This is a genomic window from Nitrospirillum karajorum (assembly GCF_036348415.1).
Classification (GTDB): Bacteria; Pseudomonadota; Alphaproteobacteria; order Azospirillales; family Azospirillaceae; genus Nitrospirillum; species Nitrospirillum amazonense_B.
The window spans coordinates 1,427,970-1,453,821 of record NZ_JAZBQB010000003.1; the positions used below are offsets into that span (position 1 = coordinate 1,427,970).

Genomic DNA, 25,852 nt, shown 5'->3' on the forward strand with positions numbered 1-25,852 from the left:
CAGCCTGTGGATCAGGGTGCCACGCTTGAAGCGCCGCGCCTCCCGCGCCTTGCCATCACCCAGGGGGCCATCACCCAGGGGGCCATCACCCAGGGGGCCAGGCTCTCCGGAAAGGGCGGCCAGGGGGAACGCACCGCCGGCTCCTCCCCATCCGGGCGGGACGGCGCCAGGGGGCGGGACGGGGCGGGTTCGGCTGCCGGCGGGGCCAGCACCCAGGCGGGGGCGGGCGGGATGGCTTCCCGATCCTGGCGCGCGGCGCGCTGGGCCGGTGGGGGCCGCGTCTGCGGCTCGGCCAGCACGCGCCCGTCCCCCGTCCATCCCTGGCGCGACACGGCGGTCAGGTCGAAGGGGTGGTGGGTGGCGATGGTGGACAGCGCCCGTTCCGTCAGCCGGAACCAGGTGTCGTCGCTGGTGGCCGTCTTGCCCTCGTAACCGCAGACATGCAGCCGGTCTTCCGCCCGGGTCAGGGCGACATACAGCAGGCGGCGGTATTCCTGGTCGCGGCGACGGTCGGCGGCGGCGCGGGCGGCCCGGGTCTTGGCGTCCTCCTGCTCCCGCCGGGGGGCGTAGAGGGGCACGCCGGGCCCCTGGTCCGCGCTGTCGCCGTCGTCCTCGTCGGTGGCCTGGGGCCACAGGATGCGGGGGCTGGTCACCGGCTTGCGCGTGGTGTCGGGCAGGATGACCACCGGCGCCTGCAAGCCTTTCGAGCCGTGGACGGTCATGATGCGCACCTGGCCACCCTCCGGCCCGCGGTCCTTGGCGCCGGTGTCCAGCTCGCGCTTCACCTCGGTCTGGCCGGCGGCCAGCCAATGCAGGAAACTTTGCAGCGACGGCGGATGCGCGCGGTCGAAGCCCAGGCACAGGGTCAGGAACTCATCCACCGGGTCGATGGCCTCGGCCCCCAGGCGGCCCAGTAGGGCGCGCCGCCCGCTGACGGCGTCGGCCGGGCAGGGGCGGGTCAGCAATCCGGCGAACAGCTCATAGGGCGCGGTGTAGTCCACCTCGCCCAGCAGGCGGCGCAGCCAGCCATAGGCGGGGCGGAAGCGCGCGTCCGTCTCCGCCCGCTTCACCAGGGCCGGCCACAGATGCCCCCCGCGCCCATGCGCCAGGGCGAACAGCGCCTCCTCATCCAGGCCGACGAAGGGGCTTTTCAGCACCGTGGCCAGGGTCAGGTCGTCCTCGGGCATCAGCAGGAACTGGCCCACCGCCATCAAATCCATGACGGCCAGCTGTTCCGTCAGCACCATGCGGTCCACGCCCGCCACCGGCACGCGCCGCTCCTTCAACGCCCGCACCAACTGCTGGACGAAGGCGTTGCGGCGGCGGACCAGCACCAGGATGTCGCCGGCGGTCAGGGGCCGGCCCCGCGCCTCCAGCACCTCCCCCTGGGCGAACCAATGGGCGATCTGGTCGGCGATGACGGTGGCCAGGCGCGCCTGGGGCCTGTCCTCCGGCTCATGGTTCAAGGGGGGGACCAGGCCGGCGTCTCCACCCCGTCGCCCGGCCGCACCAGGGGCCACAGCTCGACCTTGCCCGCCATGCCTTGGCGGAAGGGACGGTGGCGGATGGCCTGGGCCGACACGCCGTCCCGCGCCTCCGGCTGGGCGAACACCGTGTCCACCGCCTGCAGCACCGCGCCGACGGAACGGAAGGACGTTTCCAGATCCACGATGGCCCAGGGCCGCTCCGCCGCCTGCACCCGCGCCTGGAAGGTGCGGCGCATGCGGGCGAACTCCGCCGGGTCGGCGCCCTGGAAGCTGAAGATGGACTGCTTCTCGTCACCCACGACGAACAGGGTGCGGCGCACGTTTGACTGGCCCTCGCCGGCGAAGAACTCCTCCGCAAGGGCGCTCACCACCCGCCATTGCTCCGGGTTGGTGTCCTGCGCCTCGTCGATCAGGATATGGTCCAGGCCGCCGTCCAGCTTGTACAGCACCCAGGCGCAGGCCTGGGCCTCCCCCGTCAGCAGGGCGCTGGCCGCCAGGATCAGATCGTCGAAGTCCAGCTGCGCCCGGCTGTCCTTCCAGCGCTGATAGCCTTCCAGCATGCTGCCGGCCAGGGTCAGCAGGCTGGCGGTGGAATGGGCCACGGTGACGGCGCGCAGGCGCTCCTGCAACGCGACCAGCCGCGCGCCTTCCTGGGCCAGGATGTCGGGCGTGCGGGGGTTGGCGGCGGTGGCGTCCTTGCCCGCCAGCTTGGCGCGCACCGTGCCTTCCGCCGTCAGGAATTGGCGGCGCCAGGTGTCGAAGTCGGCCAGTCGGCGTTCCGGCTGATCCAGCCACAGCTGTATGGCCAGCCCCCGCTCCACATCCGTCTTGGTGCCCACGGCCAGGGCGGCGCAGGCCGCGCGCAGGCCGGTGACGTCCAGGGCCTCGTCCCGGCAACCGGCCGCCAGCACCGCGCCCTCCGTCTCGCCCGGACCGACCTCCAGATGGCGGAACAGGGCGGCCACTGTGCCGTCCAGGCCCGCCTCCGGGCCGCCGCCCGGCTTGGCATGGGCCTCGAGGATGCGGCGGATGCGGCCGCGCTGGGCCACCAGGTCGGCCAGCAGCTCGGCGAAGCTCTCCTCGTTCAGGGCGCCGGCCAGACGCTTCAGGGCGCGGCCCAGGGGGGTGTCGGGCCGGTCCTGGGCCGACGCCAGCATGTGGGCCTGCGACTCGGCCAGGGCCTCCGCCGCCGTGCGGTCGTCCATGACCTGGAAATTGGGCGGCAGCCGCGCTTCCAGCGGGAAGCGGCGCAGCAGCGACTGGCAAAAGGCGTGGATGGTCTGGATCTTCATGCCGCCGGCGGTGTCCAGCACGCGGGCGAACAGGCGGCGGGCGGTCAGCACCTCATCCCGCGTGGGCGGGCGGCCGTTCAGCTCGGCCAGGGCCTGGGTCAGGTCGCCATCCGGCATCACCGCCCATCCCGCGAGGCGTTCCGCGATGCGATTCGCCATTTCGGCGGCCGCCGCCTTGGTGAAGGTCAGGCACAGGATGCGGCCCGGCTCGGTGCCGGCCAGCATCAGCCGCACCACCCGGTCGGTCAGCACCTTGGTCTTGCCCGTGCCGGCCGACGCCCCCACCCAGACGGAGGTTTCGGGGTCCGACGCCTGGCGCTGCTTCACCGTGGGGTCGATGGGCCGGCTCGGGGGCAGGCTCTGGGGCAGGCTCTGGGGCGGGCTGATCTCGCTCATGCCTCACCCCCATCGCCCACGGACCATTCCGCCACGCGCGCCAGGTGCAGGTAATCGGAATAGCGCGGCGCCATGCCCGGCCGGGGCTGCGAGCGATAGGGCGTGCTCTCCTGGTCGAACAGGTCGATCAACTGGCGCAGGCCCCCCACCGCCTCCGCCGCCAGGCGGGCGGGGTCCAGCTTCAGCGCCACCACCTGGCCGGCGGGCTCACCGCCGGTCAGGCGCCAGAAGGACAGCTGCTCCACCACCGGCACGCGCAGGCCGAACCCGCCGGCCAGGGCGATGGCGGCCTCCAGCGGCAATTGCGGGGCGAAGCCCAGCTCCACGTCGCGCGCGCGCGGCGGGGTGCCGGTCTTATAGTCGATGATGGCGACGGACCCGTCCGGGTGGCGGTCGATACGGTCGGCCTTGGCGATGATCTCGAACGGCTTGTACGCCGTCTCCACGGTCAGGATGCCCTTGGCCTCGGTCGCCAGGGGCTGCACCCCGCCCGCCCGGCGGTCGCGCTCCAACGCCAGGAACCAGTCGGCGATGCGCTCGAACCGCGGCCACCAGAAGGTTTCCAGGCTGGGCAGGCCGCTGTAGGGGGCGAAGGCCAGGCGGCCGAAGCGCAGCAGCTGGTCGCGCGCGTCCTCGGGCAGCAGGGTGCCCGGGTTGGCCTTGATGAAATCGTCCAACGCCTTGTGGATCATGGTGCCCCGGTCGGCGGCGCCGGGGTCCGCGTCCAGCGGGTCCAGCGCCTCCAACCGCAGGACGTGGCGGGCGTACAGGGCATAGGGGTCGCGCATCCAGGTTTCCACCTGGGTGACGGACAGGCGGCGGGGCCGGGCGGCCACCGGCGGGCGCGGCTCCGGCGGGGGGCAGGGACGCACGGCGGCGGGCGTGTCCATCGCCTCCGCCCAGGCGGTCCAACGGGCCATGCCGCCGGTCAGGCTGCGGGCGCGGCCCAGGGCCTTCAGCACCGTGTCCAGCCGCAGTAGCCAGCGTGAGGGCACGGTGGGCGTGCCCTCCACCCGTTCCGACCGGGTCAGCACCACCACGGGCGCGCCGCAGGCCTGGGCGAAGTCGTGCGCCGTCTGGCCCAGGTGTTGTTCCGGCGTGGGCAAGCCGAAGCGCTGGCGCATGGGGCGCGACAGCCAGGGGTCGGCCTTGGGCTGCGGCGGCCAGGTGCCCTCGTTCAGGCCGCCCAGGATCATCACGTCGAATTGCTGCAGCCGCGCTTCCAGCAGGCCCAGGATGTACAGGCGCGGATGCAGGCCGTAGCGGGGGCGCACCGCCCGGCCCACCATCAGGGCGCTGACGACGGCGGCGTAGTCCGGCCCGCCCAGTTCGGGGAAGTCGTGGCCGGCGTCCTGCACCTCATCCACGAAGGTCGCCGCCGCCTCGCCATCGTCCAGGCGCCACAGGCGGTCGGCGCCGGATTGCTCGTCACTGGCGGCCAGGGCCTCCGCCGTGCGGGCGTGCAGGTCCAGCCAGTCGGCCAGGGTCCGGCCGGTGCCGTTCATGGCCGCCAACAGCGGCCGCAGGATATTTTCCAGCCCGTCGATGAAGGCGCCCAGGCGAGCGCGGTGGGCGTCCACATCGTCATGGGCGTCGAAGCGGCGGGTATCCGCCTGGGTCAGCGCCAGGCGCAGGCCGTCGAAACCATCGGCCGGCCGGGGGCCGCGCAGCACGGCGCGTTCCAGGTCGCGCACCTGGGCGCGGAAGAAGGATGGGTTGTGCCCGCCCGCCGCCAGCGGATGCTTCAGCAGGGACAGCAGCGCCAGGGGCGACGGCTCGGCCGCCCAGTCGGCCAGCAGGCGCAGATAGCTGCCCACGGCGCTCTGGGTCAGGGGCAGGCCGGCGCTGTCGTTGACGGCGATGTCCCAGCGCTTCAGCGCCAGGGCCACGCGCCGCGCCAGATCGCGGTCGGCGGTCACCAGCGCCGCGGTGCGGCCCGGCGTCTCCAGCACCTCGCGCATCATCAGGGCGATGGCCCCCGCCTCCTCCTGCGGGGTGGCGGCGTCCAGGCGGGACAGGCCGGCCAGGGCCGCGTCCGCTTCCGCCGCCAGGGGGCTGGCCGACAGGTCCTGCCACGCCTCCGTCGTGCCGGCGGGGCGCAGCGCCTCCGCGATCAGGCGGGCGCGGGCGGGATGGCTGCGGCGGCGCGCGGCCAGGGGCTCCGGCAGCGGGTCGGGCAGGGGCCAGGGGCGCACCTCGGCCCGGGGGATGTCCAGGCGATGCAGCAGGCGCTTCAGGCCGTATTGTGGGTGGGCCTCGTCCAGATCCTGCCAGGTGGCCTCGTCACAGCCGAGGTCCAGGCCGGGCAACACGACGGCGCCCTGGGGCAACGCCGCCACCACGGCCAGCAGGTCGGCGGTGGCCGGGATGCTGCCGGTGGAGCCGGCGGCGATGACCGGGCCGGGCGGCGGTTTCGTCCGCCAGGTGTCGGCCAGGGCCTTCAATCGCAGCTCCCGCTCCCGGGCCGGGTCCACGCCGCCTTCATCCGCCAGCAGGGCGGGCCAATGCTGGGTGATGATCTCCAGGAAGCGCAGGGTCACCTGCCAGTGCTGGGCGTAGTCGTCGGGCACCAGGCGGGCCAGGTCCTCGAACCGGCAGCCCTCGGTCTGCACCTCGTCCAGCAGGCGGGCCAATTCGCCGGCCAGGCTCACGGCCTGGGCCGGGGTGGCGGCCAGGTCGGGCGCGCGCATCACCAGGCGGGCCAGCAGCAACTGGCGGCGCAGGGCCGGCACGGCCTGCGGCAGGTCGGTACCGCCCTGGGTGAACACCACCTCGTCCGTGTCCACATCGCCCAGGGGCGACAGGCGGGGCAGCAGGATGGGCGTGCCGTCCGACAGGCGCAGGAACGCCTCGCGCAGGGCGCGGACGGCGCGGACCGTGGGCAGCAGGACCGTCAGGCGCGACAGGGCCAGCGGATCATCGCCCACGCGCGCCAGGATGCCGGCCGCCAGCGCGTCCACGAACGGCAGTCCCGGCGCGATGGTGAACAGGCGCCCCCCCAATCCGCGCCGCTGGCGTCCCCCCAGCTCATGGCGTCAGGGCTCGGCCTTGCGCGGCTGGCTCAGCTTGGCGTCGTGCAGGATGGGGTGGCCCAACAGGGTGTTGACCTCCTCCACCGCCCCGGGCGTGCCGACATGGAACCAGACGCCGTCATGGCGCATGCCGTACAGGCGCCCCGCCGCTTCCGCCTGGTGCCACAGCGTGAGGTTGGAAAAGCGGTCCTCGGTGATGGCCCTGTACAATTCCGGCTTCACGATGTGCACGCCGGCGAAGACGAAGGGCGCCAGCTCGCCCTCGGCGCGGTAGTGCAGGCGGCCGTCCGGTTCCATGTGATAGTCGCCGGGCCCGTCATAGCCCACGGCGGCCACGGTGGGCATCAGCAGCAACAGCACATCCATGACCGCCGGGTCCCAGGTGGCGGCCAGCCGCTTCAGCGCCGGGATGGGCCCGTCCAGCCACAGGATGTCGGCGTTGACGACATAGATCGGATCGGTGCCCAGGTGGGGCAGGGCATGGCGCACGCCGCCGCCGGTCTCCAGCAGATCCGCCTCGGGCGACAGGGTGATGGCGGGGCTGGACCGGCCGGCCAGGTGGCTTTCGATCATGGCGCCCAGATGGTGGGTGTTGACCACCGCGCGCTCCACGCCGCTCTCCGCCAGCCGGTCCAGGGCATGGTCCAGCAGGGTGGCGCCGCCCACCTCCACCAGCGGCTTGGGCCGCGTCAGGGTCAGCGGGCGCATGCGCAGGCCCAGGCCGGCGGCCAGGACCATGGCCGTGTGCGGAACGGGATGAACGGAGGCAACGGTTACGGCGGCAGAGGCGGACATCGCGTCAAAAACTCCGGACGATGGCATCGGCGTCAAGGTTGGCGGGCAGGTGGCGTTCCACCCAGCGGGCGACGGGGGACACGGCCGGGTGCCGGATGGCGCCCGTGAACTGGCCCCAGACCCGGGGCAGGAAGGACAATTGCGGCGCGCCGGTGGTCGCCTGGATCAGCTGCGCCACGCGGCCCAGGATGCGCGCGTGGCGCACGGCGGCCAAGATGGCGCATGAGGCGGCGAAGGCGCCCCGGTCCATGCCGGGAAAGGCCGCCACGTAACGCCGGATCATGGCTTGGCGCAAGTCTTCCGGCACGTCGCGCCGCGCATCCTCCAGCAGCGACACCAGGTCATAGGCGCGCGGCCCGATGCCGCCATCCTGGAAATCCAGCAGGCCGCAGGCCGCCACGCCGGAGCGGCCCGTCAGGCGCATCAGGTTGCCGGGGTGATAGTCGCGCAGCAGCAGGGTGGGGGCCAGGGCCAGGGCGGCGGGCAGCACCGCCTCCCACGCTTGCGCCAGCTCATCCCACGCCCCCGCCGGCAGGGCCTGCCCGCGCACGGCGGGGGCGAAGGCGTCGGCGAACAGCATGACCTGGTCGCGGAACAGGCCCACGTCATAGCGCGACAGATCCGGGGCGGCCGCGGGCACGAAGCGCTGGTGCAGGGCGATCAGCACATCGGTCGCCACCTCGTATAGCGGCTGCCACGGCTCCTCCCCGCCATCCAGCAGGCGGGCGTAGTCATCGCTGCCGAAATCCTCGATCAGCAGCAGGCCCTGCGGCTCGTCCCCCGCCAGGATCAGCGGGGCCGACAGGGCGCAGTCCCGTAGCAGCCCGGCGATCTGGACGAAGGGCGGCACCTGGCTGGCGGCCACCTCGTCGCGGCAGTCCATCAGGATGGCGGTGCCCTGGTTCAGCGTCAGGCGCTCATACCGGCGGGCCGACCAATCGGCGCCCATGGGCTGGCGCCGGGCCGCACCCCAACCGGCCTGCTCCAGGAAGCGGCGGATGACGGTCTCGCGGGGCGGGGTATCGCGTCTCATGGCTCAAAACCTCTCCCAAGTCGGGAAGCCCAGGCGCCATGGCCTGTCAGGGTGGCGCACCGGCTGTCGGGCCCGGTGATGGCCAGGTCCAGCTCCAGCCGGTCGGCGGGCAGCAGCGGGCCCAGCCGCGCGGGCCATTCCACCAGGGCCACCCCGTCATGGATGACCTCCTCCCACCCCAGTTCCAAGACCTCATCCGGTTCCGTCAGGCGGTAGAGGTCGAAATGCCACAGGGTGAAGCCCGGCAGGTCATAGGTCTGCACCAGGGTGAAGGTGGGGCTGGGCACCTCCTCCTCCGCATCACCCAGGCTGCGGATCAGGTGGCGGGCGAAGGCGGACTTGCCCGCCCCCAAATCACCCGACAGGGCCACCACGTCACCGGGGCGCAGCAGGCGGCCCACCCGCGCCGCCAGCTCGGCCGTCGCCGCCTCGTCGGGCAGGTCCAGGGTCAACGCTTGGGGCATGGCTTTCCTAAGTGGTGGCTGGGCGACGGCGATGCGCGAGCGGATTTTGCGGTGCCCCAGGTTACCGAGGCAAGCGCGCGTGGGTGCATCCCGCGAATAAGCCCCGCGAACTGGGCAGTTGATTAGCGCATCAATTCGCGTGATGAAAGCAACCCGAACCGTTGACCGGCCGTGCGGCCCGCCTTTGGGCGCGGCCCCTTCAGGCGCCACCCCATGCGCCGGTCCCCGCGTGCCGTGCCAGGAGTACACCAGACCCATGTCCAGCCAGCTTCCGACCATCGCCCCCGGCGGCGTCCATCGCACCGATGTCTGCATCATCGGCGCGGGCCCCGTCGGCCTGTTCGCCATCTTCGAATGCGGCATGCTGAAGCTGGACTGCCACGTGGTCGATGCCCTGGACATGGTGGGCGGCCAGTGCACCGCGCTGTACCCGGAAAAGCCCATCTACGACATTCCCGGCTATCCGCAGGTGGAAGCCGCGACCCTGATCGACCGGCTGGCCGAACAGGCCGCCCCCTTCAACCCCAACTATCACCTGGGCCAACAGGTCACCACCCTGACCCCCGGCGCGGATGGCCGCTGGCTGGTGGGCACGGACAAGGGCACCACCATCGACTGCCGCGCCGTGCTGGTCGCCGCCGGCTGCGGCGCCTTCGGCCCCAACAAGCCGCCGCTGGACGGCCTGGACGCCTATGAGGGCAAGTCGGTGCACTACCTGGTGCGCCGCCGCCAGGATTTCGCGGGCAAGCGCGTGGTCATCGCCGGCGGTGGCGACAGCGCCGTCGACTGGGCCATTTCCCTGTCCGAGGTGGCGGAGCGGGTGATGGTGGTCCACCGCCGGCCCAAGTTCCGCGCCGCGCCCGAAAGTGCCGCCCGGCTGGACCAGCTGGCCAAGGACGGCGTCATCGACATGGTGGTGCCCTACCAGCTGGCCGGCCTGGAAGGGGCGGACGGCCAGCTCACCGGCGTGACGGTCGCCACGCTGGACGGGCAGGAGAAGACCTTGGCCGCCGACGCCCTGCTGGCCTTCTTCGGCCTGGCCATGGACCTGGGCCCCATCGCCAGCTGGGGCCTGAACGTGGAACACCACCATGTGGCGGTGAACCCGGCCACCATGGCCACCAACGTGCCGGGCGTCTTCGCCATCGGCGACATCGCCACCTACCCCGGCAAGGTGAAGCTGATCCTGTGTGGCTTCGCCGAGGCCGCCATGGCCGTGCACGCCATCCACCCCCTGGTCCACCCGGGCGAGGCGCTGCACTTCGAATACTCCACCAGCCGGGGCGTGCCGGGGGCTTGATACGCGCGGCATTTGATCGTGACCGATCAAATGCCCCCTCAAACGCCGGGCGCCCGCGGTCGCGGGCTACAGCGGCACGAGCCACAATCTCGTGCCGCAAGGCGTCCCAGGGCCCTGGGCGCCTAGGCCTATCGGTTTTCCACCAGGACGATCAGACGGTCGATGGCGTCCGACAGCGGCGGCAGGTGCTCCAGCACGCTGTTCCACAGCACCCGCGTGGCCACGCGGCGGTCGGGCGGTTGCAGCAACTGGCCCATCGCCGCGATCTGGCGCCAGGGGATGCCCGGTTCGGCCGCCGTCAGGTCGGCTGGCAACTGACGGACGGCGGCGGACACCATTTCCAACGACCGCTCCACCGCCCGCTGCAGGCTCCAACTGGCCGCGAACTCCGAATAGGCGACGCCGGCGGTCATGCCGCTGATGCCGTCCAGGGTTTCACGCAGGTCGCCCAGGCGCAGGATGGTGCTGCGGGCCATGGTCAGAACACGCGCACGGCGTCGGCCTCGATCACGGGGCGCAGCCGGGGATGCAGGCCGTCGCGGGTGGTCACCGCCGACGGCCGGCCCAGGATGGCGCGCACCTTGTCCTGGATGTCGGCCAGTTCGATCAGGCTGAAGCGCGGGTCGTGGGTGTCCAGGAACAGGTCGATGCCGCCCTCGCGCTCCCGTGCCGCCGGCCCGCCCACCACGAACAGGTGCGCCACGCCGGCCCGGTGCAATTCGGCCTCATGCGCCCGCAGTTTGCTGACCGCCTGTTCCTGGTTCATGACCGTCCCCTCAGCCGTTCTTGAGCGAGGCTAACATCTCCCGCCGCAGGATGGCATTGATACGGGATTGGTAGCCCTTGCCCTGGGACCGCAGCCAGGCCAGCACGTCGGAATCGATTCGAACCGTGGTGGATGTCTTGGTCGGCTTGTAGAAGCGGCCACGCACGGCGTTCTTCCAGAACTCCTCGGTCAATTCGGGGATGTCGCTGGTGTCGATCTCGCTGTCCGGCCGCTCGGCCAGGGCCTGCAACTCGGCCTTTTGCTCCTCCGTCAACGGGGGAAGATCGGCCAACCGCTTCCTAACGATCTTCGTTCTCATATTGACGTCTTTCCATCCGCGTTGCTGCTTGCGGTAATTGCTTACCGCCTTCATCTCATCCCATTCGAAGAGCCTGTCCATACGAATATGTTACTACAATTCCGTAGGTACGGAAAGGCGCCCTCACTCCTCCCGCAACAACGGCGCCGCCGGCTGGCTCAGTGCCCGCCAGGTGGCGGCCAGGCCCAGGGCCAGGGTGATGGCGGTGCTGATCAGGGCGGTCAGCACCAGGGTCTGGGGCAGGAACACCCATTTCATGTTCATGACCTTGGTCAGCACCGCCCAGGCCGTCAGCGTGCCCAGCGCGCCGGAGATGACGGCGGTGATCAGGCCCAGGGCGCCGTACTCGATAAGGAAGGTGCGCAGGACGGTGGCGCGCACGGCGCCCAGCACCTTCAGCACCACGGCGTCATAGACGCGGCGGCGGTGGCCGGCGGCGATGGCGCCGGCCAGGACCAGGGTGCCGGCCACCAGGGTCACGGCCGCCACCACGCGCACCGCCATGCCGATGTTGACGATGATGGTGGACACGGTGGCCAGCGCCTCCTTCACCCGGATGGCGGTGATGTTGGGGAAGGCCTGGATGACGGCGCGCTGCAGGGCGGCTTCCGCCTCCGCCGGGGCGCGCACGGTGGCCAGATGGGTCTGGGGCGCGTGTTCCAGCACACCGGGGCTCATCACCAGGGTGAAGTTGATGCCCAGGGTGGTGAAGTCCAGGTCGCGCACCACCGCCACCTCCGCCTCGATCTCGCGGCCCAGGACGGACAGGGTCATGTGCGCGCCGGGGCCGATGCCGAAGGCCTGGGCGATGTCCTTGGAGATGGCCAGCTTGGGCGGCCCGCTGTAGTCGGCGGGCCACCAGGCGCCGGCGATGACCTTGTCGCCCGCCGGCGCGCTTGCCTGGTAGGTCACGCCCCGGTCGCCGTTCACCACCCACTTCTTGTCGGGGTCGTGCACCTGCTCCTGCGCCGGCTTGCCCTCCACCCGCACGATGGTGCCGCGCAGGCTGGGCGTCGTTTCCAGGTCATGCGCGCCGGGCACGGCCAGCACCGTCTGGCGGAACTGGTCCAGCTGGTCCGGCTGGATGTCGACGAAGAAGAAGCTGGGGGCGTTGGCCGGCAGGCTCTCCCCCACCTCGCGGCGGAAATTGCCCTCGATCAGGGCCACGGCCACCAGCACGGTCAACCCCAAGCCCAGCGACAGCACCACCATGCCCGACAGGTTGCCGGGGCGATGCAGGTTGCTCAGGGCCAGGCGCAGGGCCGGCTGGCGCGGGCGCGGCAGCAGGCGGGCCAGGCGGGTGATGCCGGTGCCCGCACCCAGGAACAGCAGCAGGGTGGCACCGGCGCCGACGACGAAGAACGCCGCCAGCTTCTGGTCGACGGAGGTCAGCACGGCCAGCGATCCCAAGGACGCCGCCAGCCAGGCCAGGGCCGTCAGCACCAGGGCCGGCGGCCGACCCCGCCGCCCGGCCGAACCCTCCCGGAACAGCCGCGCCGCCGGCACGCCCTGCGCCTGGCCCAAGGGCCAGAGGGAAAAGACCAGCGCCGTGGTCAGGCCGAACAGGGCGGCCAGCGCCAGGCGCCCGGGATAGACGCCGATCTCCGCCGTGATGGGCAGCAGGCCCGCCAGCGCCCGGCCCGCCGCCAGGGGCAGCACGGCGCCCAGCATCAGCCCGCCGGCGATGCCCAGCCCGGCCAACGCCAGGATCTGCATCAGATAGACCTGAAAGATCAGGCGCGCCGGCGCGCCCAGGCATTTCAGCGTGGCGATGGAATGGACGCTGGCGTCCATGTGGCTGCGCACGGCGTTGCCCACGCCCACGCCGCCCACCAGCAGGGCGGTCAGCCCCACCAGGGTCAGGAACTGGGCCAGCCGGTCGATGAACCGGGTCAGCTGCGGGGCGGCGTTCTGGAAGTCGCGCACGCGCCAGCCGGCGTCGGGGAAGGTCTTGTCCACGCCCTTGGCCCAGGCGGCGGCGTCCGTCCCCTCCGGCAGGCGCAACTGATAGGACCAGTTGACCAGGCTGCCCGGCCGCACCAGGCCGGTGGCGGGCAGGGCGTCCGCGGATATCATCAGGCGCGGGCCCAGCGCGATGCTGCCCGACCCGGCCTTGTCCGGCTCATGGTCGATGATGCCGCGCACCTCCAATGTGGTGTCGCCCACCGTCAGCCTATCGCCGGGCTTCAGCGCCAGCCGGGTGGCCAGCGTGTCGTCGATCAGGGCGCCGAACACGCCATCGCGTGCCGCCAGGCGGGCCTGCACGTCGCTGCCGCCATCCGTCAAGGTCAGCCGGCCATACAGGGGATAGCGGCCGTCCACCGCCTTCAGCTCCACCAGGCCGGCGGCGCCCAGGTCGGCTTCGGCGCCCGGCTGGTCGGCGGCCTTGCGCGCCATGGCCCGCATGTCGGCGGTCACCGCCACGGTGCCCTGGCCCTCCAGCCACTGGCGCTGCTCCGCTGTCGCCTCGCGGTAGAGGACGCGGACGGAGGCGTCGCCGCCCAGGATGGCGCGGCCGTCCTGGGTCAGGGACCGCTGGATGCCGCCCGCCACCGACTGCACGGCGGCGATGGCGCCCACGCCCAGGGCCAGGCACAACAGGAAGATGCGGAATCCCCGGATGCCGCCGCGCAGTTCGCGCCGTGCCAGCCGGGCCGCCAGCTTGAGTTCGGTCAGGGTGATCATGGCGGCCTCAGTCCGCGACAGCGGCGCGCGCCACGGCGGTATCCTCCACCACCCGGCCGTCGGCCAGGCGGATGGTGCGGTCACAGCGGGCGGCCAGGCCGGGATCGTGGGTCACCAGGATCAGGGTGGTGCCATGGCGGCGCGCCTGCTCGAACATCAGGCGGATGATCTGCTCCCCCGTTTCCTGGTCCAGGTTGCCGGTGGGCTCATCCGCCAGGATCAGGCGGGGCCGGGGGGCGAAGGCGCGGGCCAGTGCCACGCGCTGCTGCTCCCCGCCCGACAGCTGGCCGGGATAATGGTCCAGCCGGTGGGACAGGCCCACGGCGGCCAGGCCGTCGCGGGCGCGGTCGAAGGCGTCGGCCTCGCCCGCCAGCTCCAGCGGCAGGGCGACGTTTTCCAGCGCCGTCATCGCCGCCATGAGGTGGAAGGATTGGAAGACGATCCCCACATGATCCCGGCGGAACCGGGCAAGGTCATCCTCCGACAGGGTGTTCAGCGTCCGGCCCGCCACCGTGACCGTGCCGCCGGTGGGCCGTTCCAGCCCGCCGATGACCATCATCAGCGAGGATTTGCCCGACCCGCTGGGTCCAACGATGCTGATCCGTTCCCCCGCCCGGATGGCAAGGTCGATGCCCTTCAGGATGTTGACGCGCCCGGCGGCGCTTTCCAATGTCAGGGTCAGGCCGGTCAATTCCAGGGCGGACTGCACAGGGGACATGGGGCGCGTCACTTTCGGGGCTTAAGGTCTTCAGCCGATATGGCCCGAAGCCGTTTTATTTCAACAGGGATATCCTCGCATGCGATTCTCCCGCCTCATCGTTTCGTTAGTGTCCCTGGGCGTTGCCTTGGCCAGCGGTGCCGCCCAGGCGCGCGCCCTGAAGGTGGCGGTGTTGGGCGACAGCCTGTCCGCCGGGTACAACCTGCCGCCGGGCCAGGGATTGACCCGGCAACTGGAGGCGGCGTTGCGCCGGGACGGCTTCGACGTCACCGTGGGCGACACCGCCGTCTCGGGCCAGACCTCGGCCGGCGGCCTGGCGGGGCTGGACTGGATGCTGGGCGACAAGCCGGATCTGGTGATCGTGGAACTGGGCGCCAACGACATGCTGCGCGGCATCGACCCCAAATCCACCCGCGCCAACCTGGATAAGATCCTGTCGACGCTGAAGGACCGGCACATCCCCGCGATCCTGGCCGGCATGAAGGCCCAACCCAACCTGGGCGCCGACTACGTGGCGGCCTTCGATGGCCTGTACCCCGACCTCGCCCAGCGCTACGCCGTGCCCCTCTACCCCTTCATCCTGCAAGGCGTGGCGCTGGACCCGAAGCTGACCATCGCTGACCGCATGCACCCCAACGGCGACGGCGTGGCCATCATGGTCCGGGGGCTAAAGCCGCTGGTGGCCAAGGCGCTGACGGCGCTGAACGCCGGCGGGCCTGGAACCGGGGCGGCGGCGGCGGGCAAATAGGGGTTTCACAGCGCCGCCAGGGCTATTCCTCGCAGCCGACCTCGCGTAGACAGGCGTTAACCTTTTTCCCGCCTTTCAAGGAACTCCCCATGGAACACCGCCGTCTCGGCCGCACCGACGTCACCGTCAGCGCCCTCTGCCTGGGCACCATGACCTGGGGCCGCCAGAACACCGAGGCCGAAGGCCACGCGCAGATGGACTACGCCTTCGACCGGGGCATCACCTTCTTCGACACGGCGGAGATGTATGCCGTGCCGCCCACCGCCGACACCTATGGCAAGACCGAAGAGATCATCGGCACCTGGTTCCAGGCCACCGGCCGCCGCGCCCAGGTGTTCCTGGCCAGCAAGGTCAGCGGCCCGGGCCCGGCGCCCTGGCTGCGCGGCGGGCAGAACCGGCTGGACCGCGCCAACATCCACGCCGCGGTGGATGCCAGCCTGCGCCGCCTGCGCACGGACTACATCGACCTGTACCAGGTGCATTGGCCGCAGCGGCCCCTGGCCCTGTTCGGCCGCCCCGCGCCGGAAGGGTTATACAGCGACGGTGGCGTGCCGATCGAGGAAACGCTGGCGGCCCTGGGTGAGCTGGTGACGGCCGGCAAGGTCCGGCACGTCGGCGTGTCGAATGAGACCGCCTGGGGCGTCATGGCCTATCTGCGGGCGGCGGAGCGGCAGGGTCTGCCGCGCATCGCCAGCATCCAGAACGTCTACAACCTGCTGTCCCGCCGGTTCGAGGACGACCTGGCCGAGGTGGCGCAGCGGGAACAGGTCGGGCTGCTGGGCTACTCCCCCCTGGCCGGTGGCACGCTCAGCGGCAAATACCTGAACGGCGCCATGCCCGCCGGCAGCCGCCGTTCCATCGACAGCCGGGGCTCCCGTTATGGCGCCGCCGGGGTGGACCCCATCGTCCAGCGCTATCTCGACATCGCCCGGCGCCATGGGCTAGAGCCGACGCAGATGGCCATCGCCTTCGCCCTGCGCCAGCCGTTCATGACCTCCGTCATCATCGGCGCCACCAGCATGGCCACCCTTGAAAGCAACATCGCCGCCGCCGACCTTCACCTCAGCGACGCGGTGATCGCGGAGATCGAGGCCGTGCACAAGTCCAACCCCTCCCCCTGTCCCTGACCGGGGGCGGAAGCTGCGGGAAGCGTCATGATCCGCCTGTTCGTGGGCCTGGAAATGCCGGAGACGGTGCGCGACGCCCTGTCCCGGCTGTCGGGCGGCCTGCCAGGGGCCCGCTGGGCGCCGCCGGAGAATTATCACCTGACCCTGCGCTTCATCGGTGAGGTGGACGAAGGCGTGGCCCAGGACATCGACCAGGCGCTGGACCTGGTGGCGGCGCCCGCCTTCACCCTGACGCTGAACGGGCTGGGCCAGTTCGGCAAAGGGGAGAAATCCCGCGTGCTGTGGGCCGGGGTGCGCCCGGAACCGGCGCTGGACCACCTTCAGGCCAAGGTGGAGAGCGCCGTGGTCCGCGCCGGCCTGCCGGCGGAAACCCGTAAGTTCAGCCCCCATGTGACCTTGGCGACACTGGGCCGGGAAACCTCGGCCGCCCGCGTCGGCCGGCTGATGGAGGAGCATGGCCTGTTCCAGGCGGGGCCGTTCGCCGTCGACCGCTTCGTCCTCTATGAAAGCGTGCTGGGCCGGCAGGGCAGCACCTATCATGTCGTGCGCGACTATCCGCTGGGCGGCTGGCGGGCGGAGGACGCGGCGCCGTGACGCGCAGGCCCCCCGGCGCATAATTGCGCATGCGCGGCGGGGACGGATCCCGTATCTGGTGAAAGTCCACCCGTTCGCCCATTTGCCGGAGTCTCGTCCCGCCATGATCCCGCCCGCCCGCCGCACCTTCGTCGCCCTGGATACGCCCGAGCCGCAGGCGGCCCGTTCCCTGGCCCAGCGGCTGGCCGGCCATGTCGGTGGCATCAAGCTGGGGCTGGAATTCTTCTGCGCCGCCGGGCCGGCGGGCATCCGCGCGGTGACGGAGGGGCTGGACATGCCCCTGTTCCTGGACCTGAAGCTGCACGACATCCCCAACACGGTGGCGGGCGCCATCCGGTCGGTCATGCCCCTGGCCCCGGCCTTCATCACCCTGCACACTCTGGGCGGGGCGGCCATGATGCGGGCGGCGGCGGACGCGGCGGCGGAGGCGGCGGCCCAGATGGGCGTGCCCCGGCCCAAGCTGCTGGGCGTCACCGTGCTGACCAGCATGAGCCTGCTGGACCTGGCCTCGGTCGGTGTGGACCGGCCGGTGGCCGACCAGGTGGCCCTGCTGGCCGACCTCGCCCATGTCGCCGGCATGGACGGCGTCGTCTGCTCCCCCAACGAATGCGCCGTGCTGCGCCGCCGCCTGGGGCCGGATTTCACCTTGATGGTGCCGGGTATCCGGCCCGTCTGGGCCTCGGCCAACGACCAGAAGCGCATCATGACCCCGGCCGCCGCCGTGACGGCGGGCGCCACCTACCTGGTCATCGGCCGCCCTATCACCGATGCCGTGGACCCCGTCGAGGCCGCGCAGCGCATCGTCACCGAGTTGGCCGCGTAATTTTCAGCGCAGCGGACTGGAAATCGAGCCAAGCGGCGGATGGCCGCGCCGGCGCTTGAGGAGCAGGCAAATGCCCATCAAAGCCAAGATCTGCGGCATCAATCATCCCGAGGCCCTGACGGCGGCGGCGGATGGCGGGGCCCGCTATATCGGGTTGGTGTTCTTCGCCAAGTCGCCGCGCAACGTCTCGCTGCCCCTGGCGGCGGAGCTGGCGCGCATGGTGCCCACGGGGGTGCGCACGGTGGGCCTGTTCGTCGACCCCACCGACGACTTCCTGGACCAGGCCCTGGCGCAGGTGCCGCTGGACCTGATCCAGTTGCACGGGGGGAGACGCCGGAGCGGGTGGCCGCCATCCGCGCCGCCCATCGCCTGCCCGTCATGAAGGCGCTGAAGGTGGAAACGGCCGCCGACCTGGACGCGGCCTCGGCCTATCAGGCGGTCGCCGACATCCTGCTGTTCGACGCCAAGCCGCCGAAGGACTCCATCCTGCCGGGCGGCAACGGCGTCGCCTTCGACTGGACCCTGCTGACCGGCCGGCGCTGGTCCAAGCCCTGGATGCTGTCAGGCGGCCTGACGCCCGACACGGTGGCCGAGGCCATCCGCATCAGCGGGGCCGACGCGGTGGACGTGTCGTCCGGCGTCGAGGACAGGCCGGGCCACAAGGACCCGGCCCTGGTCCGCGCCTTCCTGGAGGCGATACGCGCAGTGGCCTGAGGCAAAGCCTCAGGCCACTGTAGGCCCCGACCGGGGCCGCCGGAGCTTTCCGGGGAGCGACGCGGACCGGAAAGCGAGGACAGCCAAGCCCGCGGACGCGGGCGCCCGGCGACTGAGGGAACCTAAAAAGACTCAGAACCGGTCCAGTTCCATGGTCTTGCTCCAGGCCGCCACGAAGTCCTTCACGAACTTCTCCTTGGCGTCGTCGCTGGCGTAGACCTCCGCCACCGCCCGCAGCTCGGAGTTGGAGCCGAAGATCAGGTCGACGGGGCTGGCGGTCCACTTCAGGGCGCCGCTGGCCCGGTCATGGCCCTCATACAGTCCCTGGGTCTTGGGCGACGGCGTCCACTTGGTGCCCATGTCCAGCAGGTTCACGAAGAACTCGTTGTTCAGCGTGCCTGGATGGCTGGTCAGCACACCGGTGGCCGACTGCCCCTCATTGGCGTTCAGCGCCCGCAGGCCGCCCACCAGCACGGTCATCTCCGGCACCGTCAGGGTCAGGGTGTTGGCCTTGTCGACCAGCGCCTCGGCCGGGGACAGGCGGCTGTGGGGGCCGTAGTAGTTGCGGAAGCCGTCGGCCGCCGGTTCCAGGTAGGCGAAGGAGGCGACGTCGGTCTGCGTCTGGGTGGCGTCGGTGCGGCCGGGCTTGAACGGCACCTCGACGGTGTAGCCCGCTCGGCTGGCCGCTTGCTCGATGCCCACGCCGCCGCCCAGCACGATCAGGTCGGCCAGCGACACCTTCTTGCCGCCCTTCGCCGCGCGGTTGAAGTCGGCCTGGATGCCTTCCAGCTTGGCCAGTACCCTCTTCAGCTCCGCCGGGTCGTTGACGGCCCAGTCCTTTTCCGGGGCCAGGCGGATGCGGGCGCCGTTGGCGCCGCCGCGCATGTCGGTGCCGCGGAAGCTGGAGGCCGAGGCCCAGGCGGTGCGCACCAGTTCCGGCACCGTCAGGCCCGACGCCTGGATCTTGCCCTTCAGCTGCGCCACGTCCTGGTTGTCGATCATGGCGTAATCGGCGGCCGGGATGGGGTCCTGCCAGCTGAACACTTCCTTCGGCACCTCATTGCCCAGGTAGCGGGCGCGCGGACCCATGTCGCGGTGGGTCAGCTTGAACCAGGCGCGGGCGAAGGCGGCGGCGAACTCGTCCGGGTTCTTCTGGAAGCGCAGGGCGATGGCGCGGAAGCCCGGGTCCATCTTCAGCGACAGGTCGGTCGTGAACATCATGGGCGGGTGGCGCTTATTCGGGTCGTGCGCGTCCGGCACCAGTTCGCTGGCGCTCTTGTCCTTGGGCGTCCACTGGATGGCGCCCGCCGGGCTCTTGGTCTGCACCCAGTCGAAGCCGAACAGGTTGTCCAGGTACTGGGTGGTGAAGGCGATGGGGTTGGCGGACCAGGCGCCTTCCAAGCCGCTGCTGACGGTGTCGGCGCCGTTGCCGGTGCCGCACTTGTTCTCCCAGCCCAGGCCCTGCTTCTCCACGCCGGAACTGGCGGGGTCGCCGCCCAGGCACTTGGCGTCATGCGCGCCGTGGGCCTTGCCGAAGGTGTGGCCGCCGGCGATCAGGGCCACCGTCTCCTCGTCATCCATGGCCATGCGGCCAAAGGCTTGGCGGATGTCCTTGGCGGCGGCGATGGGGTCGGGGTTGCCGTTGGGCCCCTCCGGGTTCACGTAGATCAGGCCCATCTGGGTGGCGGCCAGGGGGCCCTTCAGCTGGTGCTGGCCGTCGAAGCGCTGGTCGTCCAGCCACTTTTTCTCCGGTCCCCAGAACACCAGGTCGGGTTCCCATTCATCGACGCGGCCGCCGGCGAAGCCCAGGGTCTTGAAGCCCATGTTCTCCAGCGCGACGTTGCCGGCCAGCACCATCAGGTCGCCCCAGGACAGCTTGCGGCCATACTTCTGCTTGATGGGCCACAGCAGGCGCCGGGCCTTGTCCAGGTTCACGTTGTCCGGCCAGCTGTTCAGCGGCTCGAACCGCTGCTCCCCGCCGCCGGAGCCGCCGCGCCCGTCGCCCACGCGATAGGTGCCGGCGCTGTGCCAGGCCATGCGGATGAAGAAGGGGCCGTAGTTGCCATAGTCCGCCGGCCACCAAGCCTGGGGCGTGGTCAGGACCTTGTCGATGTCCTTCTTCACCGCCTGCAGGTCCAGGGTCTTGAATTCGGCGGCGTAGTCGAACTTCTCGCCATAGGGGTTGGACGCCGCCTCATTCTGGCGCAGCGGGCTGAGGTCCAGGCGGTTGGGCCACCAATCCTGGTTGGACATGGGCTTTTCCGCTTGCGTCTTGTCCTCGGCGCGGGCGGCGCTGGCCACGGCCAGGGGCGAAATCGTCGCTGAGAGCAGCATGATGAAAGATAGGGCGCGCTTGTGCATCGAAGTCTCCCTCCCAGGGAAATTCACAACTTGGATGCGTCAGCAGCTATCATGCTGAAAAACACGAAACAAACTAATTAAAACTATAAGCATCATAGGAAAAATCTATAACAATAATAATTGTTCATGTTTTCCCCGAATTTAAGACAGGGAAAGCCGACTATCAACATTATATGTGTTGGCTGATCAGTTTGTCTGCGGCACTTTTATGGCGGCATTTGGCGGATTTATTGCTGCATCAGTTCCTGGATGACTTGGCCCAGACGCTGGTAGGTGGTGGCCATGGCGGCGCCGCCGCGCCAGGCCAGAACGATGTGGCGCTTGGCTTCCGGGTCGGGCAGCGGCCGGGTGGCGACATGCAATCCGTTCAGGATGCCGGCCCGCACCGCCATCTCCGGCAGCAGGGTGACGCCCCGGCGGTTGTCCACCAGATGCACCAGGGTCTGCAGCGTCGACGCGGACATGGCCTGGCGGTTCAGGTCCGCCCGGCCGCACAGCGACAGGGTGTGGTCGCGCAGGCAATGCCCGTCCGGCAGCAGCAGCAGCCGCTCCACCCAATCCTCCTCCGCCAGGGCCGTTTGGGCGCCGACCGGGTCCTCCCGGTGGAAGGCCAGCACCAGCGGGTCGTCGAACAGCGCCGCGTAGTCCAGGGTCGCGCAGGGATAGGGCAGGGCCAGGATGGCGCAGTCCAGGTCGCCCCGCCCCAGCGCGGTGCACAGGCTGGCGCTGAATTCCTCCCGCACATGCAGGTCCAGCAGGGGACAGCGGTCCGCCACCCCGGGCAGCAGGCGGGGCAGAAGATAGGGGCCGATGGTGGGGATGATGCCCAGCCGCAGCACCCCCGTCAGCGGTCCCGCGGCCTGGCCGATATTGCCCAGGTCCTGCGCCGCGCGCAGCAGCTCCCGCGCCTTCTCCACCACCTGCTCGCCAATGGCGGTGAAGGCCACCATGCGCCGTGTCCGCTCCACCAGGTGCAGGCGCAACAGGGACTCCAGTTCCTGGATGCTGGAGGACAGCGCGGCCTGGGTGACGTTGCACGCCTCGGCCGCCCGGCTGAAGTTCCGGTGCTCATAGAGATGCACCAGATAGCGGAGTTGCTTGAGGCTGGGCAGGGTCATTGGGGGCAGTTCAGTCGGATGGCGATGCCGCATCCTAGCCCTAAACGCCGTCGATTGGAATTATTCTAATTATAGATTAGAGCAGCACGTCCAGAAACATGCCCCGGCGATAGCGCGCGGGCAGGGTCAGAATGCCGTTGACCATCAGGCTGGCCAATTCCCGCGCGGAAGGCCAGCGGTTGCCGGGCTTGGCCTTCTGCACGGCGCGCGTGGGCGCTGGCGGCGGCACCAGGATGGAATGCCGGTCCGAACCGTCGGGGATCATCCCGCCAAGGCGGGAGGTGGTGGGGCGGGTCTCTACCATGGGCCGATCATATAGCCGCGCGGGTGCCGCGGCCAAGGGCCCTCGGCGTCAGCTGGCCTAAAGATAGTCATGCACGATGTCGATGGAGGTCTCGACACCCACCTTGTCAAAATTCGCCGCCAGCCAGCAATCGGCCGTCTCGCGCCCCTTGGTGAACAGGTATTGCAGGAACTCCGGCTCGGCGTTCAGCTTGCTGGACGCGTGCATGTCGGCCAGGGCCTCGTCATTCTCGATGACGTGCATGCGCAGGGCCTTGTACTGGTCGGAGGTCAGCTCGCCGGATTCGATCATGCGCGCGACGAAGCGGATGGACCGCATCTCGCGCATCAGCGAGGCGTTGAAGGTGATCTCGTTCACCCGGTCGGCGATCTCGAACGGGGTCTTGGGCACGCCCTTGCGCACCAGCGGGTTGATCTGCACGACGATGATGTCGTGGCTTTCGTTCTCATAGGCGATGGGCCACAGCGACGGATTGCCCATGAAGCCGCCGTCCCAGTAAAACTCCCCCTCGATTTCCACCGCCTGGAACATTTGCGGCAGGCAGGCGGAGGCCAGGACGGCATCGATGGTGATGTCGCGGTTACGGAAGATCTTCACCTTGCCCGTCTCCACGTTCGTGGCGGACAGGTACAGGTCGATGCCGCAGCCGGTGCGCACCCGGTCGAAATCCACCAGGTCCTTCAGGATGCCGCGCAAGGGGTTGATGCCCAGCGGGTTGCTCTGATAGGGCGACACCAGCATGTTCATGATGTTGATCCAGGCATAGCCCGGGCTGTCATCCACCCGCCAGCTGCCGCGCAGGCGGGACAACCAACTGCGCTTGATGGGGGATGTCCGTCCCGCCTCGCCCACCTTGGTCCAGAAGGTCCGCAGGGCCTGGCGGGCGCCGTCGCGCCCATCCTTGCCGTAGCCGTCGGCCATGACCACCGCGTTCATGGCGCCGGCGCTGGTGCCGGAAATGGCCTCCACCTCCAGCCGGCCATCCTCCAGCAGGCGGTCCAGCACGCCCCAGGTGAAGGCGCCGTGCGATCCGCCGCCCTGCAGGCCCAGGTTCACCCGCTTGCGTGGCTGGCTGGTCTTTTTCTTGGCACGACCGGCGGCAGGGGCGGGCGCTGAGACCGGGCTTTGGGACGCCTGGCTTTGGGGGGACGTGCTGTCGGGCATCGGGAAACCTGTCGTCTGTTGACCCATGACGCGGCGCAACCGAATGGCGGCCGTGAAGGCACGATGGTCCATCCAGGACGGGCCGCTTCTACCCGGTCCGTCCCTGGAGCGTACAACGATATGGGGCCCGCCGGCACCCGGCCAAGGGCGGCTTTTCGATCCGTGCTGGACGCGGACCCGTATGGGCGCCCCGATCCCGGCCACTCTATCGCGGTGACCCGTGCGCGTCGTTGTAAAATGTCCCAAGGGCAAAATGCCTACAGCGAATGATGCGCCGCCAAATGCAGGGGCGCCCCGGCTTTGCGCCCCGGCGGGGCATCTGCTAAAACCGGCTTCTCTGGCATCGGGGGATGCCGAACGGGGCTTTGGCGGGGCCTGGGAACGGAAAGCGGGGGATGATGATCAGGGAAGGCGGGTCCGGGGAGACCGCGCATAGGCGTCATGCCCTTGACAGGGGCCCCATTGACAGGGGGGGCCATCGGTCGCACCTTCCCTCGACCATGATCCGCGTCCATGCCACTTGCGTTAGTGTTGGCGGTGCCGGCGTCCTCTTGCGGGGACCGTCGGGGTCGGGCAAGTCCGATTTGGCCCTGCGCCTGGTGGATGCGGGCGCCTTGCTGGTGGCCGACGACCAGGTGGTCCTGACCGCCGACCCCACGCAGACCCTGGTGACCGCCATCGCGCCCGCGCGCCTGGCCGGGCTGATCGAGGTGCGCGGCGTGGGCATCCTGCCCGCCCCCACCGCCCCGTCGGCCGTCATCCGCCTGGTGGTCGACCTGGTGGAGCGCGACGCCGTTCCGCGCCTGCCCACCGCCGATGCTAACCGGCTTGCCGGTGTGATGGTGCCGCACGTGGCGCTGTGGCCCTTCGCCGCCTCCGCCCCGGCCGCCCTGCGCCTGGCGCTGGGGGCGCTGACATCGGGCGCCCCCCGGTACCCGCCGCGTTCGATGAGGTGGCGGCATGACCGGGCCCGCTGATAGCCCCCAATCTCAGCCTCTGGCCCCGCCCCCGGCCGCGCCGCCGGTGGTCGTCATCACCGGCCAGTCGGGCGCCGGCCTGTCCACGGCGCTGAAGGCGCTGGAGGATCTGGGGTATGAGGCGGTGGACAATTTGCGCCTGTCGCTGCTGACCCATCTGGTGGAACAGGCCAGCGACCGGCCGCTGGCCATCGGCATCGACAGCCGCACCCGCGATTTTTCCGCCGACGCGGTGCTGGGGGAACTGGATCGGCTGCGCCGCGCCACCGGGCGGGCCGTCAGCCTGTTGTTCATGGAGGCGTCGGACGAGGCGCTGCAACGGCGCTACACCGAAACCCGCCGCCCCCATCCGCTGGCCACCGACCGGCCCGTGCCCGACGGCATCGCGCGGGAACGCACCCTGCTGTGGCCCTTGCGTGACAATGCCGACGTGGTCGTCGACACGACCCAGCTTTCCATCCACGATGTCCGCCGTTTGCTGGGCGGACATTTCCGGTTGGACACGGCGCCGTCGCTGCATGTCTTCGTGACCAGCTTCTCGTTCCGCCACGGCGTCCCGCGTGAGGCCGATCTGGTGTTCGACGTCCGTTTCCTCGACAACCCCCATTGGGTTCCCGATTTGCGGCCCTTGACGGGCAACGACGCGCCCGTGGGCGCCTTCATCGAAAAGGATGGGGATTTCCCCGCCTTCTTCGATAATCTCACGCGTTTGCTGGCCCCCCTGCTGCCGCGCTACATGAGCGAGGGCAAGCGCTACCTCACCATCGCGGTGGGGTGCACCGGGGGCCGCCACCGCTCCGTCTTTGTCGCCAACCGGCTGGCGGCATGGTTGCAAACCCAGGGCTCCCGGGTGGGCGTCGCCCACCGGGAATTGGACCGGTCCGGCGTGTCCCCGGAGCCCGCGCATGTCGTCAATAGGGAGACCCGATGATCGGTATGGTCCTCGTGACCCACGGCCGCCTGGCCGAGGAGTTCATACTGGCCCTCCAGCACGTGGTGGGGGAACAGGCACAAGTGCGCGCGGTCTGCATCGGGCCGGAAGATGACATGGAACAGCGGCGGGAAGACATCCTGGCCAAGGTCGCGGAATGCGACACCGGCGACGGGGTGGTGGTCCTGACCGACATGTTCGGTGGCACGCCGTCCAACCTGGCCATCAGCACCATGGACCGCGCCAAGGTCGAGGTCATCGCCGGCGTCAACCTGCCGCTGCTGATCAAGCTGGCCTCGGTGCGCAAGACCGAGTCGCTGGAAAGCGCGGTCCAGGCCGCGCGCGAGGCGGGGCGCAAGTACATCAATGTCGCCTCCTCCCTGCTGGCGGACAACTGAGCCATGACCGGGGGGGGGATGGGAACGCGGGCGACTTCGGCCCGGCGCGCACGGCGCTGATCCAGAACCGGCGCGGCCTGCACGCGCGCGCGGCGGCCAAGTTCGTGAAACTGGCGGCGGAATTCGACGCCGAGGTGGAGGTGGAGCGGGGCGACACCCAGGTGAACGGCCAGTCCATCATGGGCCTGATGATGCTGGCGGCCGCCATCGGCACCTCCATCACCTTGCGGGCCCGCGGGCCGCAGGGGGAGCAGGCGCTGGACGCCCTGGTCGCCCTGGTGGACCGCAAGTTCGATGAGGACTGAC

The 25,852-nt window shown here is 70.4% G+C and carries 24 protein-coding genes and 1 pseudogene; 10 read left to right on the plus strand and 15 right to left on the minus strand.

Going from position 1 to position 25,852, the window contains the following annotated elements:
- Positions 1–11 precede the first annotated feature (11 nt).
- The 6 genes from UCD39_RS20315 to tsaE are packed head-to-tail and all read right to left on the minus strand — an operon-like array spanning position 12 to position 8,499.
- Positions 12–1,466 (minus strand): 3'-5' exonuclease, encoded by a 1,455-nt coding sequence (locus tag UCD39_RS20315; protein ID WP_330497615.1) that lies wholly within the window; start codon positions 1,464–1,466, stop codon positions 12–14.
- A complete protein-coding gene (locus UCD39_RS20320; RefSeq protein ID WP_330497616.1) occupies positions 1,463–3,175 on the minus strand; it encodes a UvrD-helicase domain-containing protein in 1,713 nt (570 codons plus the stop codon). The genes UCD39_RS20315 and UCD39_RS20320 overlap by 4 nt, the downstream gene beginning before the upstream one ends.
- A complete protein-coding gene (addB, locus tag UCD39_RS20325) occupies positions 3,172–6,177 on the minus strand; it encodes a double-strand break repair protein AddB (protein WP_330497617.1) in 3,006 nt (1,001 codons plus the stop codon). The genes UCD39_RS20320 and addB overlap by 4 nt, the downstream gene beginning before the upstream one ends.
- Positions 6,178–6,210: 33 nt before the next feature.
- Positions 6,211–7,002 (minus strand): nucleotidyltransferase family protein, encoded by a 792-nt coding sequence (locus tag UCD39_RS20330; protein WP_330497618.1) that lies wholly within the window; start codon positions 7,000–7,002, stop codon positions 6,211–6,213.
- Between the two features lie 4 nt (positions 7,003–7,006).
- Complete coding sequence (locus UCD39_RS20335; RefSeq protein WP_330497619.1) at positions 7,007–8,035, minus strand: aminoglycoside phosphotransferase family protein; 1,029 nt, start codon at positions 8,033–8,035, stop codon at positions 7,007–7,009.
- Positions 8,032–8,499: a tRNA (adenosine(37)-N6)-threonylcarbamoyltransferase complex ATPase subunit type 1 TsaE gene (gene tsaE, locus UCD39_RS20340; protein ID WP_330497620.1), complete on the minus strand. Its 468-nt coding sequence runs from the start codon at positions 8,497–8,499 to the stop codon at positions 8,032–8,034. Before tsaE ends, UCD39_RS20335 begins: the two co-directional genes overlap by 4 nt.
- Before the next feature lie 256 nt (positions 8,500–8,755).
- Between tsaE and UCD39_RS20345 the strand changes: the two genes are divergently transcribed.
- Entirely contained in the window at positions 8,756–9,799 is a 1,044-nt protein-coding gene (locus UCD39_RS20345; protein ID WP_330497621.1) for an NAD(P)/FAD-dependent oxidoreductase, read from the plus strand.
- A 128-nt stretch (positions 9,800–9,927) separates the two neighbouring features.
- Here the strand turns inward: UCD39_RS20345 and UCD39_RS20350 are convergent, their stop codons facing one another.
- From UCD39_RS20350 to UCD39_RS20370, 5 genes are all read right to left on the minus strand, one after another.
- Positions 9,928–10,275, minus strand: coding sequence for a HepT-like ribonuclease domain-containing protein (locus tag UCD39_RS20350; protein ID WP_145735317.1), 348 nt, complete (start codon positions 10,273–10,275; stop codon positions 9,928–9,930).
- 2 nt (positions 10,276–10,277) lie between these two features.
- Positions 10,278–10,565 carry a nucleotidyltransferase family protein gene (locus tag UCD39_RS20355; protein ID WP_330497622.1) on the minus strand — a complete coding sequence of 96 codons (288 nt, stop codon included), beginning with the start codon at positions 10,563–10,565 and terminating at the stop codon, positions 10,278–10,280.
- A gap of 10 nt (positions 10,566–10,575) precedes the next feature.
- On the minus strand, positions 10,576–10,857 hold the full coding sequence (locus UCD39_RS20360; RefSeq protein WP_246130751.1) for a BrnA antitoxin family protein: 282 nt from the start codon (positions 10,855–10,857) through the stop codon (positions 10,576–10,578).
- 150 nt (positions 10,858–11,007) lie between these two features.
- Positions 11,008–13,569 carry an ABC transporter permease gene (locus UCD39_RS20365; RefSeq protein WP_330497623.1) on the minus strand — a complete coding sequence of 854 codons (2,562 nt, stop codon included), beginning with the start codon at positions 13,567–13,569 and terminating at the stop codon, positions 11,008–11,010.
- Positions 13,570–13,576: 7 nt separating this feature from the next.
- The gene (locus UCD39_RS20370; protein ID WP_330497624.1) at positions 13,577–14,287 is read right to left on the minus strand and encodes an ABC transporter ATP-binding protein; all 711 of its coding nucleotides are present in this window, start codon (positions 14,285–14,287) and stop codon (positions 13,577–13,579) included.
- Positions 14,288–14,366: 79 nt separating this feature from the next.
- On the opposite strand from UCD39_RS20370, the gene UCD39_RS20375 reads away from it, so the two are divergent.
- From UCD39_RS20375 to UCD39_RS20395, 5 genes and pseudogenes are all read left to right on the plus strand, one after another.
- Positions 14,367–15,035 carry an arylesterase gene (locus UCD39_RS20375; protein WP_330497625.1) on the plus strand — a complete coding sequence of 223 codons (669 nt, stop codon included), beginning with the start codon at positions 14,367–14,369 and terminating at the stop codon, positions 15,033–15,035.
- A gap of 89 nt (positions 15,036–15,124) precedes the next feature.
- Complete coding sequence (locus UCD39_RS20380) at positions 15,125–16,162, plus strand: aldo/keto reductase (RefSeq protein ID WP_330497626.1); 1,038 nt, start codon at positions 15,125–15,127, stop codon at positions 16,160–16,162.
- A 27-nt stretch (positions 16,163–16,189) separates the two neighbouring features.
- Positions 16,190–16,756 carry an RNA 2',3'-cyclic phosphodiesterase gene (thpR, locus tag UCD39_RS20385; RefSeq protein ID WP_330497627.1) on the plus strand — a complete coding sequence of 189 codons (567 nt, stop codon included), beginning with the start codon at positions 16,190–16,192 and terminating at the stop codon, positions 16,754–16,756.
- A 103-nt stretch (positions 16,757–16,859) separates the two neighbouring features.
- Entirely contained in the window at positions 16,860–17,579 is a 720-nt protein-coding gene (gene pyrF, locus UCD39_RS20390; protein ID WP_330497628.1) for an orotidine-5'-phosphate decarboxylase, read from the plus strand.
- A 70-nt stretch (positions 17,580–17,649) separates the two neighbouring features.
- A pseudogene (locus tag UCD39_RS20395) lies at positions 17,650–18,293 on the plus strand (phosphoribosylanthranilate isomerase).
- Between the two features lie 132 nt (positions 18,294–18,425).
- Here UCD39_RS20395 and katG read toward each other — a convergent pair.
- The 4 genes from katG to UCD39_RS20415 form a co-directional block, all read right to left on the minus strand.
- On the minus strand, positions 18,426–20,654 hold the full coding sequence (gene katG / locus UCD39_RS20400) for a catalase/peroxidase HPI (protein ID WP_330497629.1): 2,229 nt from the start codon (positions 20,652–20,654) through the stop codon (positions 18,426–18,428).
- A 227-nt stretch (positions 20,655–20,881) separates the two neighbouring features.
- Entirely contained in the window at positions 20,882–21,772 is an 891-nt protein-coding gene (locus tag UCD39_RS20405; protein ID WP_330497630.1) for a hydrogen peroxide-inducible genes activator, read from the minus strand.
- 76 nt (positions 21,773–21,848) lie between these two features.
- On the minus strand, positions 21,849–22,076 hold the full coding sequence (locus UCD39_RS20410; protein WP_330497631.1) for a hypothetical protein: 228 nt from the start codon (positions 22,074–22,076) through the stop codon (positions 21,849–21,851).
- A 57-nt stretch (positions 22,077–22,133) separates the two neighbouring features.
- Positions 22,134–23,240 (minus strand): patatin-like phospholipase family protein, encoded by a 1,107-nt coding sequence (locus UCD39_RS20415; protein ID WP_330497632.1) that lies wholly within the window; start codon positions 23,238–23,240, stop codon positions 22,134–22,136.
- Positions 23,241–23,791: 551 nt separating this feature from the next.
- On the opposite strand from UCD39_RS20415, the gene UCD39_RS20420 reads away from it, so the two are divergent.
- From UCD39_RS20420 to UCD39_RS20435, 4 genes are read left to right on the plus strand one after another with little or no spacing between them, the layout of a single operon-like run.
- Positions 23,792–24,217 carry an HPr kinase/phosphorylase gene (locus UCD39_RS20420; RefSeq protein ID WP_442943684.1) on the plus strand — a complete coding sequence of 142 codons (426 nt, stop codon included), beginning with the start codon at positions 23,792–23,794 and terminating at the stop codon, positions 24,215–24,217.
- Positions 24,201–25,148: an RNase adapter RapZ gene (rapZ, locus tag UCD39_RS20425; protein WP_330497634.1), complete on the plus strand. Its 948-nt coding sequence runs from the start codon at positions 24,201–24,203 to the stop codon at positions 25,146–25,148. Before UCD39_RS20420 ends, rapZ begins: the two co-directional genes overlap by 17 nt.
- The gene (locus tag UCD39_RS20430) at positions 25,145–25,546 is read left to right on the plus strand and encodes a PTS sugar transporter subunit IIA (RefSeq protein WP_088872337.1); all 402 of its coding nucleotides are present in this window, start codon (positions 25,145–25,147) and stop codon (positions 25,544–25,546) included. Before rapZ ends, UCD39_RS20430 begins: the two co-directional genes overlap by 4 nt.
- Complete coding sequence (locus UCD39_RS20435; RefSeq protein WP_442943706.1) at positions 25,543–25,851, plus strand: HPr family phosphocarrier protein; 309 nt, start codon at positions 25,543–25,545, stop codon at positions 25,849–25,851. The genes UCD39_RS20430 and UCD39_RS20435 overlap by 4 nt, the downstream gene beginning before the upstream one ends.
- The last annotated feature ends 1 nt before the right edge of the window (position 25,852 follow it).

Bases quoted from the DNA above. Each gene is read 5' to 3' on its own strand.
- UCD39_RS20350 (WP_145735317.1), bottom strand. From the start codon at position 10,275: ATGGCCCGCAGCACCATCCTGCGCCTGGGCGACCTGCGTGAAACCCTG.
- UCD39_RS20430 (WP_088872337.1), top strand. From the start codon at position 25,145: ATGATCGGTATGGTCCTCGTGACCCACGGCCGCCTGGCCGAGGAGTTC.
- UCD39_RS20410 (WP_330497631.1), bottom strand. From the start codon at position 22,076: ATGGTAGAGACCCGCCCCACCACCTCCCGCCTTGGCGGGATGATCCCC.
- UCD39_RS20370 (WP_330497624.1), bottom strand. From the start codon at position 14,287: ATGTCCCCTGTGCAGTCCGCCCTGGAATTGACCGGCCTGACCCTGACA.
- UCD39_RS20345 (WP_330497621.1), top strand. From the start codon at position 8,756: ATGTCCAGCCAGCTTCCGACCATCGCCCCCGGCGGCGTCCATCGCACC.
- UCD39_RS20405 (WP_330497630.1), bottom strand. From the start codon at position 21,772: ATGACCCTGCCCAGCCTCAAGCAACTCCGCTATCTGGTGCATCTCTAT.
- UCD39_RS20320 (WP_330497616.1), bottom strand. From the start codon at position 3,175: ATGAGCGAGATCAGCCCGCCCCAGAGCCTGCCCCAGAGCCTGCCCCCG.
- UCD39_RS20375 (WP_330497625.1), top strand. From the start codon at position 14,367: ATGCGATTCTCCCGCCTCATCGTTTCGTTAGTGTCCCTGGGCGTTGCC.
- UCD39_RS20380 (WP_330497626.1), top strand. From the start codon at position 15,125: ATGGAACACCGCCGTCTCGGCCGCACCGACGTCACCGTCAGCGCCCTC.
- thpR (WP_330497627.1), top strand. From the start codon at position 16,190: ATGATCCGCCTGTTCGTGGGCCTGGAAATGCCGGAGACGGTGCGCGAC.
- pyrF (WP_330497628.1), top strand. From the start codon at position 16,860: ATGATCCCGCCCGCCCGCCGCACCTTCGTCGCCCTGGATACGCCCGAG.
- UCD39_RS20365 (WP_330497623.1), bottom strand. From the start codon at position 13,569: ATGATCACCCTGACCGAACTCAAGCTGGCGGCCCGGCTGGCACGGCGC.
- tsaE (WP_330497620.1), bottom strand. From the start codon at position 8,499: ATGCCCCAAGCGTTGACCCTGGACCTGCCCGACGAGGCGGCGACGGCC.
- katG (WP_330497629.1), bottom strand. From the start codon at position 20,654: ATGCACAAGCGCGCCCTATCTTTCATCATGCTGCTCTCAGCGACGATT.
- UCD39_RS20355 (WP_330497622.1), bottom strand. From the start codon at position 10,565: ATGAACCAGGAACAGGCGGTCAGCAAACTGCGGGCGCATGAGGCCGAA.
- UCD39_RS20330 (WP_330497618.1), bottom strand. From the start codon at position 7,002: ATGTCCGCCTCTGCCGCCGTAACCGTTGCCTCCGTTCATCCCGTTCCG.
- UCD39_RS20415 (WP_330497632.1), bottom strand. From the start codon at position 23,240: ATGCCCGACAGCACGTCCCCCCAAAGCCAGGCGTCCCAAAGCCCGGTC.
- UCD39_RS20335 (WP_330497619.1), bottom strand. From the start codon at position 8,035: ATGAGACGCGATACCCCGCCCCGCGAGACCGTCATCCGCCGCTTCCTG.
- rapZ (WP_330497634.1), top strand. From the start codon at position 24,201: ATGACCGGGCCCGCTGATAGCCCCCAATCTCAGCCTCTGGCCCCGCCC.